Here is a 14177-nt window from a genome sequence, read left to right as displayed (position 1 = left end):
TTGTATTAGTTCGATCTAGGCGGTTGAAGCATCCATTTAATATATCGGATTCCTGAATTTGTATTTACAGTGTTTTCTCCAATTGAAATACAAAGAAGCCCGCTCCCAAGTATTAGATACTAGGAGAGCAGGCCCGCCGCAAGCTTTACGAAGTAATCTCAAACAATCTCGCTGTTTTTCCTGGTGGGAGCGCCACCGTCAAAACCCCTGCCGATTTATCCCAATTCCAGGTTGAGCTATGCTGCTGAGGATAGGCACAGGTGATCGCCGGATCAAGTCCCTTCAGCTCTACCATCGGCAATTGGACATTCGCAGCTTCTCCGGCAATCCGCCATACCGCGACATACCGTCGTTCGCCGCGCCGCAGGCCAAGGCTGACCCATTCGCCCTCACTGTCCGGCAGGCCGAGTGGCCAGAAAGGTGTGGCGTGTGGGATATCACTGCGAATGGTTTTGTAATAATCCAGCGCTTCTTTAACTAGACTTCTGCGGTGGGGTTCAAGCTCCACCAAATGACCGCTCTGGTGTACACGAAGCAACAGCGCATTAACCATATTGAAGATGACTTCCTCATCGTCCCCCTCGCGCAGCGGATAAGACCAAACTGCGGACTGCTCCGGTGTCAGTGCTGCCGGAGAACCTGCGGCAATGGCCGCATACTGTACATAATCCTCCTGGTCGCTAGTAGACTGGATGCTGTGTCGGCTGAGCATCGCATAATCCATGCGCATTCCCCCGCTGGAACAGTTCTCGATAACAAGCTTCGGATAACGAACAAAGATACTGTCCAACCAAGCCAGATAAGCGCGGTTATGCTGTAGCAGCCCATCTCCGAAGCTGTCCGCATTCGTTTCTGTCCCAATGCCTGCATTGATGTTGTAATCCATTTTAATGTATCCTACACCGTACTGCTCAACCAGACGCGCAATAACACCGTTTGCATGATCAATGACTTTCGGGTTGCGGTAATCTAGCTGATAGCGGCTACGGTCCTTAACCCTTTTACCATGCCGCATGAAAAACCAGCTGTCATCAGTCTCCGCAAGCTTCGGGCTGTTGATGCCCATAACCTCCAGCTCAAGCCATAGTCCGGGAATCATCCCTTTGCTGCGGATATAGTCGAGCACATATTTAATTCCTTCCGGAAACCGTTCGCTGGAAGGCTCCCACTGGCCTACACCATCCCACCACTCTCCGGGTGCATACCAGCCAGCATCAATACAGAAATATTCACAACCTACTTCTGCGGCAGCATCAATTAAAGGCAGTAGCTTCTCAGTCGTTGGGCTTCCCCATAGGCAATTCATATAGTCATTAAAAATAATCCGCAACAGCTCATTATCCTCATTAGGTCTGCGGATCATCCGGCGATATGACGTAAGCTGTTCAGCCGCGCCCTGGAATCCTCCCTGCACAGCACCCACGGCTACCGGCACCGAGGTAAACTCTTCACCGGGAGCTAGCTTCAGCCACCAATGGTTATCATGTTCTGTAGGTCCGCTGACCAGCAGGGTAAGCTGATCGTATTGATCCGTCAGCTCCCAATGCCAAGAGCCGTTATGCTCAATCTGCCAGAACAAGCTTGTCCCGCTCTCCTTATTATGCAAAACTGCCATCGGCAGAAGTTCCGCTGCTGACCAAGAGCCTGTATTGCTTGCGGCAATTCGTTTGGAGCCACGGTCTGCCAAATGATACATCCCAAGCTCAGGCAGGCGGTAGGTACGCCACTGAAGTTCACTCTGCCATCCGCTGTGAGCAAGGGTTACTTCAATCTTATCATTGCGCTCCCCGCCCCCCTCTTTGTCTACACCTGTAAGAGCAAAGGAGGAGATGTATTCCACTGCCACCTCAGCTTCTCCAGCATTCTTTAGCACTGTCCAGCTTCGAACGATTTGCACACCCTTGTAGAACTGAAAATGCTGCACTGCCTGGATTCCCGAAATCGGATCAGCCAAGCTAAACTCCAGTTTACGTCCGAGCACATTCACTGTATCGCTGTGCCCCGCATATACCATCCGAAGACCCGGATAGGATGCTCGGTGTGTACGCCCGTGATATTCGGCGCGGTCTTCACCCGATAATTGCAGCTCCAGCAGCCGGAAGCCTTGCTTGTTCTTATCCGCTATGACTGCTTCCAAAGGTGCCGCTCCAAAATGCAATAGCCGAACATCCTGATCTTCCGTAACTTCAATCGTAAGATATAGTCCATTTTCAATGATTTCAATCATTTTGCTATTCACAATAATGTACCTCCTGACTTTGTCTCAGTATCTTCTTATGATTATATAACATATAAAAAAGGGACGGTTCTCCAGTAAGTGAATCTTACCTTGGAGCCCGCCCCCTGATCTGAACCTAGTTATTCTGCCGATCCGAATTGAATCCAAGCTTTTTGAATTTCATCGATGGCTTGATCCTTAGTTTTGCTGCCGCCGATGTAAGCCTGCATGAGCTCACCAAATTTTTGGTGGAAGGTATCCAGAGAATAGTTCACGGACAGGTCGCCGGATTTCTCTGTTTTGAGGATTTCTTCCATTTCTTTTGGCATTTGCAGGTCAGGCATAGGAGCATCCTTAATTGGAGGAATAACCTTAGCTACTGTAGAGAACCAGTTCTTACCGTATTCAGAAGTATACAGCCAGTTGAAGAATTCAATAGTCTCACCAGCTACAGCAGAATCCTTATTGATACGCAGGGCTTGATCCGCACCAGTAATAATCTGGGACTGTTCAGCCTTGTCGCTGACTGGGTAACCCATAATGCCCAGGTCGAAGTCCGGTGTGATTTTCTTAATGGCTTCTTCATCCCATGCGCCTTTACCCGTCATGAACGCTGTTTTGCCGGATGCAAAGTCGCTGACTTCAGCATTGCTGTCCCGTTCAAGCGGTTTGTCTGTGCCATGTTTAACAGTAGTATCAACGAAGCTGAAGAAGTTATTGTACAGCACCGGGTGATCCTTGATCGTGGTTTTTCCGGCAATAAAATCATTTACTAGTGTCTTAGCATCCGTACCTGCATCTTGGGCTGCCGCATCTACGAAGTGTTGGAAGATATGTTTCCATACCCACCACTCTTTATAGGCGTTGGCAAAAGGAGTAATGCCTTTAGCTTCAAGCTTAGTAATCGCATCGTCCATTTGGGCTGTTGTCTTAGGAACTTCTGTAATCCCAGCATCAGCCAACAGTTTCTTATTGTACATCAGGACGAATAGATTTCCTTTTACCGGAAGACCGAGCACTTTACCGTCCGAAGAACTCATGTTAGAACGCACTGCATCGGTCATCGCCGCAGCCAGTGGCTCATTAGTTAGGTCAGCACTATACTCCGCAAAGGTATCAATATCTCCGCCCGCTGTGGTCTGGAATACGTCAGGTGTACTTCCCGCAGCAATCTTCGATTTGAGCACCGTATTGTAGTCAGCCTGCATAATCTCCAGATTAATCGTCACATTCGGTTTAACTTTCTTGTACTCGGCAATATAAGCGTTAAAAGCATCAGTGTACTCGGGTGATGCGGTGAACATATTAATCGTGACCGGCTTGCCAGAATCTGTGGCAGGAGTATTCCCTGTTCCGCTATTGTTAGCGGCATTGTTGTTTCCGCCGCAACCCGCCAGTAATCCGCCGACGAGCAGCAGACTCGCAGATAAAGCCATAAATCTTTTTAACATGATGTTGCCCCCTTTTCCTCATGCATCTAGTGGTCTTGAGACAATTCTAAAGAAAAAGAAAAAGGATAAGAATGTACATAAGTGAACTTATTAGGGTAAAAAAGTGTGTTCATGTAACCGCTTCACTACTCCCCGTTCAATAGCAGAACCCGATATTCAGAAGGTGAACAGTCATAATAATTACGGAACGCCTTGCTGAAATAATTTTTGTCCTTGTACCCCAACATCTCGGAAATGTCTTGGATTTTCAAATCGGGGGTGGATAGCAGCTCCTTTGCCTTGTCCATTCTTACCTTTTGTACATACTCATGTATGCCATAACCATATTGCCCTTTAAAAAGTTTCATCAAGTATTCTCTGCTCAGGAAATATTTATCCGTGAACATCGATATTTTAATATTCTCAAAATAGTGATTATCAATGTATGCTTTAATATTTTCCAGTACGCTGGGGCGATTGCCAGCAAGGCTTTTGCTGATTTCATTGCCATAGCAATCTAGAATTCCGCTCAGCACCCGCTCAAATTCGCCAAAGGAAGCAAAATCGCTTCCGATGCCTAGCCCACGCAATCCTTTATCTTTACCGCCGCGAATACGTTCGGGGATCGCATCCAGCTCCGTGGCAATATCGTTCAGCAAAATAATAAACTCCTCTATCTGCCGGTCAGCCTCGCCCAGATTAAAACGTCCGGAAGCCTCCCATTTCTTCGTGAATTCGCTTAAAATACTTTTGGCATGATTGATGTTCCCGCTCTCCAGTGCGTTGCGAATCAAGGGCATACGTCCCGTCAAGGAAGGATTATCTTTCCCCTGGGAAGTATCGTTGCTGCTATTTGTGACAATCGCTCCCTTCAGCGTCAGGAGGTCAATCCCGTCGAGAGAGGCTTTGGCAGTCTCATAGGATTGAGCAAGCGCCATGATGTCACCATAGGGCTGTCCGATTCCTCCGGCAACAACAATTCCGAACAGCTCTTTCAGCGTCGAGACTAACTTCTTCATATGATGTAAAGAGCGGAAAGTTGCGTCCTCCTCATAGCCGCCTTTCATCGTGAAGATGGCGATAAACTCGCGTTCTCCCTTATGGCTGGCGAAGCTGAAAGCCTGAAAATGCTCATCGCTATTCTCATTAATCACATTTGTGACGGCAAAATGCAGCAAATCCCGGTCCTCATGGAAGCGATTACGACGCACTTGTTCCAAATTGAGCACCCGCAGTACACCCGCAGCAAAATAGTTTCCGGTCGTATCGGCGCCGATCAACGGCAGAAAAGCCTCGTTGGACTGATTTTTGAAGCTGCGCTCAATGATCGACAGATAGATTTTCTCCTTTAGCTTCGGCAGAGACATGTTGAGCGTAATGTTCCTGTTGATGAACTCGCTTTCTTTCTTGCGTTTAGCCTCCAGCACATCGATAGCTTTACGTAAGGCCGCATTCAAATCCCCCCGGTTGACCGGCTTTAATAAATAATCAACTACCTTAGAACGGATAGCCTGGCGGGTATATTCAAAATCATTGTAGCCGCTGATTACAATCGTCAGCAGTTCCGGGAACTCCTTCTCCACGATCTGCAGCAGCTCACTTCCGTTCAGCTCCGGCATCTTCATGTCGACCAATACGAGATCGATCTTTTGCTCACGCAGCATGGCTAGCCCCATACTTCCATCCGTAGCCTCCAGTACCTGATCGACACCTAGTCCTTTCCAGTCTCCCAGGATGTTGATCGCCTCACGCAACGGTTCCTCATCATCTATAATCAGTACTTTATACATGGTTAATCCCTCCCCGCGGTAACCGCATGTCCATCTTTGTTCCGCCAGCATCACTGGTAATGGCCAAACCCGCAGCCTCACCATACAAAAGCTTCAGCCGCGTGTTCAAATTTTTCAGTCCAATGCTTTCCGTGTCACTTTCTACAGCGTCTTCTCCGCCCTGATCCTCCCACTGGATTTGAAGAGAATTTCTCACTTGCTCCAGCCGCTCCCCGCTAAACCCCGGTCCATCATCCGTCACTGAAATAACAGTATGGCTAGGCGTCACATGCGCTTCAATGGTAATTGTGATCGTTGTGGATACTTTTTCCAGCGCATGCTTGATGCAGTTTTCTACCAAGGTCTGAATGGACAGCTTCGGAATCTCCAGCTCCAGCAAAGGGTCTTCCCACTGGTAGGCCACCTGCATTCTATTTCCGAAACGGGCCTTCTGCAGCGCTAAATAACGTTCAATATGCTTTAATTCCTCTCTGGCATGGACCACATCTTTGCCACTAATGCAGTATCTCAGCGTCATAGCAAGATTATCGACCATATCAACAATATCATCATTGTTGTTTTTCAGCGCCTTGGTGGAAATGGCTTGCAGGGCATTATATAAGAAATGCGGATTGATCTCAGCTTCCAGTGCTTTGAGTACAGCATTTTTCTCGACAATTTTCATTTTGTACCGTTCATTGATCAGCTCATTCGTCTTTTCCACCATCTTATTGAAGTGGCGAGACAGATAGGCAATTTCATCCTTTCCTTCAACCTGTGCTTCAGCGTCAAAGCTGCCTGTACTGAACCGCTTCATCTGCAGCGACAGATTCTTTAGCGGGTTTGTTATTTTGTTCGAAATAAAGCTGACCAAGATGACCGAAACGATTAAAAATAACAGTCCTATGAAATAGTTCAATTTGCGTGTTGTTGTGGCCGCTTCATAAATTTCTTTGTAGGGAATCGGCTTAATCAGCTTCCAGCCTTCTTTTTTGCTGATGTCATAAATCACTAGATACTTCTCTTCTTTATCCGACCACGTCACGCGTCCTCCTGAGGCTGGTGTCAGCTCCTTAAGCAGTCCCGCTTGTTCGCTCTGTTGATAAAACCCGGGGTCATCCACCACAAAAGGTTCATTATCGGGACTGACGTACATTAGGTGCTGCCCTTTACTGAAGGGAATATCCTTCATAATCTCGTCCGTAACCGAAGAGTTGAAATAAAGGGAGAGCACCGCCTGCGGTTCCCTGGAGACTATGGAGCGCAGCAATCGATGGTAGCCCATGAAGCTTTTATCCTTATTTATAGGGTAGTCGGAGCTATCGATCATCGAGGATTGGTTTTTTACAAAAGACTGGTAAGAACGGTTAAACGGGCTGGCCAGCGCTTTTTTATACCAGGAAAGATTCTCAATCGACGGATGCTCGGCGACCCGCACGGTAATATTGTAGTTCTCTTTGGTGACATAATAATACTTGTGCTCCTTGATCACATACAGGTAGATAGCTTCCAGATCATTGCGGGAGAAGTACAGGTTCTTCAAGTAGTCCTCCACATACATCTTCGAGGCATAATCCTCCGATTCATGCAAAATCGCATAGGCGATCTCGTCATACGATATTTGCGGCAGGGATAATTGCTCGATACCGTCCAAATAACTCTCCAGATTCCGGCCGACAAGCAACAGATTGTTGCTCGTACTGGCGATGCTGTTATCCACCGATTCTTTTCGCAGCATGCCGTATGAAATGAACGTCAGTGAGGTCACCACCAAAATAATGATGATTGTAAACAGCAAAATAAGCTTGTTCGCCAACCTGCGTGAGACAAGCTCCAGCACGGGTTCAAACCGCTTTATGATCCACTTTTTAATAATAACCGGCAACCTCCCCCACGATTTACAGGCTTAATTATAAATATTTCAGTTCACCTTTTTACCCCTAACTGTACTCTTAAATCCATTTTTGAGTATAGGGTACTGCTCTATAATACACAATATAGACTAACCGGAATGGTTATGTGTGGCAAGCCTAGTCGATATTACCACCCAACAAATCAAGAAGAGGTGCATCCATGTTAAAATCACTCGGCAAAAGATGGCGCGAGAAAACAGAATTCGGATTATTCACTCTCCCAGTCCTCATCTGTATCGCTGTAGCATTCTACATTCCGTTTGCCATGACTATCCGCTATTCGATGACCAAATGGAACGGAATTTCGAAACACCCTAAGTTTGTCGGACTAGATAATTTCAAACAAATCTTTATGGGCGACACCAACTTCGCCAATTCAGCCTGGTTCACCATAAAGTATGCGATTCTGTACATTGTTCTCGTTAACGTGCTGGCCATTCTGCTCGCACTGGTTCTGGACATGAAGCTGAAGAGCACCCCTTGGCTGAGAGCCGCTTTCTTTATTCCTTATATCCTCAGTCTTGTCATTGTCGGTTTTATCTGGAAATTTATCTTTATGCAAGGTTTCAACTCACTCGGAGAAAGTACAGGCTGGTCCATATTTGGTCTAAGCTGGCTAGGGACGCCGGGACTTGCTTTCGTCTCCATACTGGCCGTCTCCATCTGGCAGTCGATTGGTTTTTATCTGGTCATTTATATTGCCGGTCTGCAATCTGTACCTGAGGATCTCAAAGAAGCAGCCACAGTTGACGGCGCTGGTCCCATGAGAAAATTCTTCAGTATTACACTGCCGCTGCTCGCTCCATCCATTACGATTTCTGTGTTCATGGCACTGACCAATTCGATCAAGGTGTTCGATGTCATCCTGTCATTAACCGGGGGCGGACCTGGCGGAACTACCTACAGTATCGCTTACGATATCTACCGGGATACCTTCCAGAACAATCTGTATGGATACGGTACAGCGAAAGCGCTTATCCTGTTCCTAGCCGTCTTGGTGGTAACCATTCTCCAGTTAGCATTCTTCAAACGAAGAGAGGTTGAGGCATAATGAATACAAACCGCAAAGCAGGCCGAATCATTCTAGAGGTTGTTATGGTCATCCTCTCTCTTCTATTTCTATATCCGCTATTTCTGACGATTATCAACTCGTTAAAAAGCTTTAGCGAAGTCATGACGGATGTCATCGCCCTGCCGAAACATCTGGTCTTCGGCAACTATTCCTACGTGTGGAAGTTTATCAACTATCCGAAGCTGTTCCTGAACAACTTTGTCATTACCGGTGTAGGTCTTCTGGGTATTGTGTTCATTTCATCCATAGCAGCCTACAAGCTGGCACGGACGAAATCCAGACTGAGCGGGGTGATTTATTTCCTCTGCATTATGCCGATGCTGATTCCGTTCCAATCGATCATGCTGACCGTTCTGCAAACGGCTAAGACTTTAAATCTCTCTGAGAGTACTTGGGGACTTGGGTTGTTATATTGGGGTTTCGGTGCTCCACTCGCCGTGTTTATCTACCATGGATTCGTCAAGGGTATTCCGGTTGAAATTGATGAGAGTGCCACGATTGATGGAGCATCCGGCTTCCGCCTGTTCTTCAGTGTCATCTTCCCACTCCTGAAATCAGTCACAACAACCATTGTCATTATCGACGTAATGTGGATCTGGAATGACTTCCTGCTCCCGCTGCTCATGGTCAACGGCTCCCCAGATACCAAAACGCTGACACTGGCTGCCTACACCTTCGTGGGCCAATATACCTCAGATTGGCAATATGCGATGACAGCTATGGTCATGGCGGTGCTGCCATCAATCGTAGTATTCATCTTCTTGCAAAAGTATATCGTTAAGGGTGTTGTTGCGGGGGCGGTGAAGGGCTGATTATCTGATTCCCAACCTTAGCTTCTGCATAAAAAGGGGGAGATCCATATGGATCTCCCCCTTTTTGCAAACGTTCCAATACTCTACATACTGCTGCAGTCAGCTTTTGATGCAGACGCTCCAATACTCTACATACTGCTGCAGTCTGCTTTTGATGCAGACATTCCAATACTTTGCATACTGCTGCGGTCAGCTTTTGATGCAGACGTTCCAATACTAACTAGTAGTTTAACTGTATTTTGTACAACTATAATTCTGCAACTCGCTCGGCCGATGGATATAGCTGTATTTCGTGCAACTATTCTGTTGATTTATTGCCCTCTAGGTCGATTCTCTAGTTTTTAGTTGTATAGAATACACTTAAAAGCAGTATGGTCCGTTTTACATATAAAATAGGTGTATAGAATACAGTTATTTCACAAACACAACGGTGATACTTTATAGGCACTCCATACGGACTCCATTGGTACTCCATTGGTACTCCATTGGTACTCTCTGCATACTGCTACAGTCAGCTTTTGATGCAGACGCTCCAATACTCTACATACTGCTGCAGTCTGCTTTTGATGCAGACGTTCCAATACTCTACATACTGCTGCGGTCAGCTTTTGATGCAGACATTCCAATACTAACTAGTAGTTTAACTGTATTTTGTACAACTATAACCCTGCAACTCGCTCGGCTGATGGATATAGCTGTATTTCGTGCAACTATTTTGTTGGTTTATTGCCCTCTAGGTCGATTCTCTAGTTTTTAGTTGCATAGAATACACTTAAAAGCAGAATGGTCCGTTTTACATATAAAATAGGTGTATAGAATACAGTTATTTCACAAACACAACGGTGATACTTTATAGGCACTCCATAGGTATTCCATACGCCACATCATACGTACTCCATACGTACTCCTTACATACTCCATACATACTCCATACGTACTCCATACATACTCCATACATACTCCATACATACTCCATACGTGCTCCATACATACTTATGCCACCCCATACGGACTCCACAGTTACTCCACACATTTCGTATTCTAACGAGATCGAGCGCGATCCGTGAATAGCTAATCAGAGTTTGTATTTATTAAAGCTCTTTCTCCGTGACCCTGCCGTTAGCATCTATGTTGGCATTAAAAGATAGGGTGTTCAGGAGCTTAATCGTTTTCCTATTGTAGGAATCATCCATAAAATTGGGCTGTCCGCCAATGATTTTGACAGGGGTAATCTTGCTGGTCATCTTGGAGTCCTTAATCTCAACGTTCAATAGCATAGAATTAAGTGTTTTTTCCCCACCACGTGTGGAGCGATTAAACACAAAATTCCCAAGTGAATAATAAATGGGCTTGTGCTTATAGTATTCGATGCCCATAAGGCAGTGACTGTGTGCGCCAAGGATTAAATCCGCCCCGCTATCAATCATCTGTTTAGCTAGTGTGCGAGCGTACTTTTCAGGGAAATCCTTAAACTCTTCATTCCAGTGAATATATACGATCGTGAAATCATTCTCCTTGGACATCTTCTGAATGGCGCTAAGCATAGGCTGCGAGGTGTAAGCTGAAGCGGCTCCCGGTTTGTTTTTGCCGGCATACCATGAAGGATTTGAAAGCACACGGCTAACACCAAGGATGGCGATCTTTTTCCCTTTTACCGTCTTAGTATAAGGCTTGAACGCTTCGTCTTCATCTTTGCCAGCGCCTGTATGGCCAATCTTGTTTCGATCCAAATGGATCAGCGTGTCGAGCATAGCGTCTTTTCCATAATCCAAAATATGATTATTCGCCAAGGACACTCCATCAATCCCTGCATAGGTTAAGCCGCCCAACGTTGCTGGTTTGGATCTGAAGGCAAAGGTTTTCTCTGCCGCTTTCCCTCGGATAGACACAGGCGTCTCCAGATTGGCGAAGGCGATGTCAGCCTTTTGCAGCGTAGGTGCGACCTTTACAAACGGAAAATCCACCCCATATTTAGCAATCTGATCGCCAACAAAACCGTCCAAAAGGATATCACCCGCAAAAGCAAGCTTTATAGGATCTGAAGATAGTGAAGCTGCACTGGAAGCAGATGTCACAGGAACTATTAGTGATAACATAAGTGTAATGAATGCTATTCTACGCAAAACCTTCGATCCTAATCTCAAAAAATACAGCCTCCTCTCATCTTTTGTTAGCTATGATCCTAGCATACTGGAAAGAGGTTACTAAATTAAGAGTAGAAAGACCTGTTATTCCTTTGCTTTTTTCAGAACGGCTCTAAAACAATTTAATCCACCCCATGCATCCGTATGCACAGCATCCGCAGGCAATTCAAAATCTGTCTCCCCCCAATACTGAAATCCAGTTTGTAGCAGCAGGTCATTCATAAGACTCAGATTTACCGTTGGATAATCAAATGTCAATACCAATAATCCTTCTTCGTTCAACGTCCGGTGAAATTCCCGTAAAGTACCGACCGTATCCTCAAAGCTCAAATGCTCCAATACCGATATGCAAAAAACAGTGTCAAAGCTTTCATCCTCATAAGGCAGATCCGTCAGATTAGCTTGAGCGAAATGCAGGTTGTTTGTTCTTCTAGCGATAACCTGCTTCGCCGCTTTTTCCCCAATCTCACTCTCAATACATTCTTGGATAGCTTTTGGGTAAATAACCCTACTGTCCATATCGCAGGCATAGACCTCTGCACAAACCCCTGCCAAATAAAACTTCAAGGGATGAGGAATCCCACAGGCTGCATCCAGCACAACACCATGCGGAGAAATAAAGTTAATACACCACTCATATTCAAAGGGACGGCTCCACCATGATTCCGGCAGATCATAAATTAACTTCTCACGACGTGCATCTGAATTTACGAAAAAACGCGAGACAAAGGGATGGGTTGGCATGGCCAGGACTCCTTTTTCAACGGAATTTTAGGTAGTGAGAGTATATTCATGATTTGCTGATTCATTCCATAACCTTACATTGAACGAGACAAACCTAAAAAAACGGCTGCTCCCTTAGGAACAGACCGTCTTTAAATATAACTGTATAAACCTTATGCGTAGAATGAGAGAGGTTTGGCCTCAATTCCATGTCTCTCGATCAACTTATCAAGTAACGCAGACCATTCTGCATCGACCGTACATTGCTCAGGATGAGCCTCGAACCAAGCAACCGACTGCTTGATCCCTTCGGAGAAAGGCACAGTAGCCTGGAAGTCAGGCACGAAACGTTTGATTTTGCTATTATCAAAAACACTGCTTACCGCTTGATCACCGACCAAACCATCCGCTGTCCCTGGAGGGGAAAAGGCTGTGATAAAGTCTGTGGAGATATGCACCACTTTAGGTTCCACACCTGCCGCTTGTCCGATGGCCGCGTAAATCTGATTCCAATTTAATACCTCGTCGGAAGTTATATGAATGGCCTCGCCTATCGCTTCCGGATGTCCAAGCAATCCAACGAAACCTTTGGCAAAATCCGAATTATGTGTCAGTGTCCACAAAGAGGTTCCATCTCCATGTATGACTAAAGGTAAGCCACGGCGGATACGATCGATCAGTGACCAAGGATGCTGGCCACTCGTGAGTGCCGCAGGGATGGCTGTATTTCCATAGGTATGGGAAGGACGAACAATCGTAACCGGGAATCCGTTCGCCTTGTAAGCTTCCATCAACAGCTGCTCACACGCAATTTTATTCCTCGAGTACTCCCAATAAGGATTCTCCAGCGGTGTCTCTTCTGTGATTACATAATTACGCTGCGGTTTCTGATAAGCAGAGGCTGAGCTGATAAAAATGTACTGCTTCGTTTTACCTGTGAACAGGTCAATGTCTGCCTGCACATGTTCCGGTGTAAAAGCAATCCAGTCTACCACTACATCAAATTCGTAATCTCGTAATACTAATGCGGCTTCTGCCGGATTACGAATGTCTCCTTTAATTACTTTTGCACCTTCTGGAACGAATTCATCCCGCTGTCCTCTGTTGAACAAATACAGCTCGATTCCTTGATCTACAGCCAACGGGGATACAGCCTGACTAATTAATCCCGTACCTCCGATAAATAAGACCTTCATTTTGCACGCTCCTTATAGTGAATCCGCTCGTTATTTACTGGTTAACAAAATTTCGCCATACGTGCTTCGGCTGCCAATTTAGCAGCTTTTTGGCCTTCTCATTACTGAGTAGCGACTCGTGACCCTCCAGTGGCTGGCGGAAATCCGTCACCTCTGGATAACGTGCGGCCATTAGCTCTCTGCTAGGAACAGCCATGCTGGTCTCATCTGCACATATATTAAGAGCAACCGCTCCCAATCCATCCGTTTCGATTGCCAATTGGCAAGCTGTTGCTACATCCCGTGTATCTATATAACTCCATAGAATCCGATCGCGCTGCGCTGGATCATGAATGAAGGAAGGGAAACGTTCATACGCCGATGGATCAATAACATTTCCGATTCGTAGGGAAACGACCTGTATACCCTTTCTGCGATAGAACATCTCAGCGGTTTGCTCATTCACAACCTTAGACAGACCGTAGCTGTCTTCAGGTAACTGTGGATGCTCCTCATCCATAGGCACATACTTCGGCCCCAAAGGATTAACCGCAAAACAGATTCCGTAAGAGGATTCACTGGAAGCAATCACTGCTTTCCGAATCCCGAGACCCGCTGCAGCCTCCAAAATGTTATAGGTAGATACTACATTATTTTGAAAGGTAACCTCACTTGTCTTTATATTTGCAGCTGGGATCGCAGCCAAATGTACAACTGCATCAGCGCCTGCAAGCACACCATATACTTCACCCAAATTATTCAAATCAGCAATCATCGTTGGGCACAAAGAATCTGCGGATTTTTGCGTATCTACATTCACAACCTCATACCCTTGCTCTACAAAATGCCGGACCACCCATCTGCCCAACATCCCACTGCCGCCTGTAACAACTACTTTCGCCATGAGTGTGTCTCCTTTTT

The 14177-nt window shown here is 46.0% G+C and carries 10 protein-coding genes; 2 read left to right on the top strand and 8 right to left on the bottom strand.

Annotated elements, in window-relative coordinates; all coding sequences use genetic code 11:
• Nucleotides 1-145: 145 nt before the first annotated feature.
• The 4 genes from NSQ55_RS09010 to NSQ55_RS08995 all read right to left on the bottom strand — a co-directional run bounded on the left by NSQ55_RS09010 (nucleotide 146) and on the right by NSQ55_RS08995 (nucleotide 7293).
• Nucleotides 146-2227, bottom strand: a complete 2082-nt coding sequence (locus tag NSQ55_RS09010) for a glycoside hydrolase family 36 protein (RefSeq protein WP_339174455.1) — start codon at nucleotides 2225-2227, stop codon at nucleotides 146-148.
• Nucleotides 2228-2358: 131 nt separating this feature from the next.
• Entirely contained in the window at nucleotides 2359-3669 is a 1311-nt protein-coding gene (locus tag NSQ55_RS09005) for an extracellular solute-binding protein (RefSeq protein ID WP_076179646.1), read from the bottom strand.
• A 125-nt stretch (nucleotides 3670-3794) separates the two neighbouring features.
• Nucleotides 3795-5438, bottom strand: coding sequence for a response regulator (locus NSQ55_RS09000; RefSeq protein ID WP_076179645.1), 1644 nt, complete (start codon nucleotides 5436-5438; stop codon nucleotides 3795-3797).
• A complete protein-coding gene (locus NSQ55_RS08995; RefSeq protein ID WP_339174453.1) occupies nucleotides 5431-7293 on the bottom strand; it encodes a histidine kinase in 1863 nt (620 codons plus the stop codon). Before NSQ55_RS08995 ends, NSQ55_RS09000 begins: the two co-directional genes overlap by 8 nt.
• 197 nt (nucleotides 7294-7490) lie before the next feature.
• Here NSQ55_RS08995 and NSQ55_RS08990 point away from each other — a divergent pair, with 197 nt between their 5' ends.
• Together NSQ55_RS08990 and NSQ55_RS08985 are read left to right on the top strand one after the other, a co-directional pair.
• Nucleotides 7491-8381, top strand: a complete 891-nt coding sequence (locus NSQ55_RS08990; protein WP_036684044.1) for a sugar ABC transporter permease — start codon at nucleotides 7491-7493, stop codon at nucleotides 8379-8381.
• Nucleotides 8381-9214, top strand: coding sequence for a carbohydrate ABC transporter permease (locus tag NSQ55_RS08985; RefSeq protein ID WP_036684045.1), 834 nt, complete (start codon nucleotides 8381-8383; stop codon nucleotides 9212-9214). Before NSQ55_RS08990 ends, NSQ55_RS08985 begins: the two co-directional genes overlap by 1 nt.
• A gap of 1091 nt (nucleotides 9215-10305) precedes the next feature.
• Here the strand turns inward: NSQ55_RS08985 and NSQ55_RS08980 are convergent.
• The 4 genes from NSQ55_RS08980 to NSQ55_RS08965 all read right to left on the bottom strand — a co-directional run bounded on the left by NSQ55_RS08980 (nucleotide 10306) and on the right by NSQ55_RS08965 (nucleotide 14160).
• Nucleotides 10306-11358 carry a CapA family protein gene (locus NSQ55_RS08980; protein WP_339172703.1) on the bottom strand — a complete coding sequence of 351 codons (1053 nt, stop codon included), beginning with the start codon at nucleotides 11356-11358 and terminating at the stop codon, nucleotides 10306-10308.
• A gap of 84 nt (nucleotides 11359-11442) precedes the next feature.
• Nucleotides 11443-12102 carry a class I SAM-dependent methyltransferase gene (locus NSQ55_RS08975; protein WP_076187130.1) on the bottom strand — a complete coding sequence of 220 codons (660 nt, stop codon included), beginning with the start codon at nucleotides 12100-12102 and terminating at the stop codon, nucleotides 11443-11445.
• A 152-nt stretch (nucleotides 12103-12254) separates the two neighbouring features.
• Nucleotides 12255-13277 (bottom strand): SDR family oxidoreductase, encoded by a 1023-nt coding sequence (locus tag NSQ55_RS08970; protein WP_339172700.1) that lies wholly within the window; start codon nucleotides 13275-13277, stop codon nucleotides 12255-12257.
• 34 nt (nucleotides 13278-13311) lie between these two features.
• Nucleotides 13312-14160: an NAD(P)-dependent oxidoreductase gene (locus NSQ55_RS08965; RefSeq protein ID WP_339172697.1), complete on the bottom strand. Its 849-nt coding sequence runs from the start codon at nucleotides 14158-14160 to the stop codon at nucleotides 13312-13314.
• Nucleotides 14161-14177 lie beyond the last annotated feature (17 nt).

The organism is Paenibacillus sp. FSL H7-0943, assembly GCF_037963265.1.
Taxonomy (GTDB): domain Bacteria; phylum Bacillota; class Bacilli; order Paenibacillales; family Paenibacillaceae; genus Paenibacillus_AQ; species Paenibacillus_AQ odorifer.
Note: the sequence above shows the minus strand (reverse complement) of the source record. Positions and strands in the feature narration are given on the sequence as shown.

Coding starts and splice junctions, on each gene's coding strand:
- NSQ55_RS08990 (WP_036684044.1), top strand. CDS start 7,491: ATGTTAAAATCACTCGGCAAAAGATGGCGCGAGAAAACAGAATTCGGA.
- NSQ55_RS08985 (WP_036684045.1), top strand. CDS start 8,381: ATGAATACAAACCGCAAAGCAGGCCGAATCATTCTAGAGGTTGTTATG.
- NSQ55_RS09000 (WP_076179645.1), bottom strand. CDS start 5,438: ATGTATAAAGTACTGATTATAGATGATGAGGAACCGTTGCGTGAGGCG.
- NSQ55_RS08965 (WP_339172697.1), bottom strand. CDS start 14,160: ATGGCGAAAGTAGTTGTTACAGGCGGCAGTGGGATGTTGGGCAGATGG.
- NSQ55_RS09010 (WP_339174455.1), bottom strand. CDS start 2,227: ATGATTGAAATCATTGAAAATGGACTATATCTTACGATTGAAGTTACG.
- NSQ55_RS08975 (WP_076187130.1), bottom strand. CDS start 12,102: ATGCCAACCCATCCCTTTGTCTCGCGTTTTTTCGTAAATTCAGATGCA.
- NSQ55_RS09005 (WP_076179646.1), bottom strand. CDS start 3,669: ATGTTAAAAAGATTTATGGCTTTATCTGCGAGTCTGCTGCTCGTCGGC.
- NSQ55_RS08970 (WP_339172700.1), bottom strand. CDS start 13,277: ATGAAGGTCTTATTTATCGGAGGTACGGGATTAATTAGTCAGGCTGTA.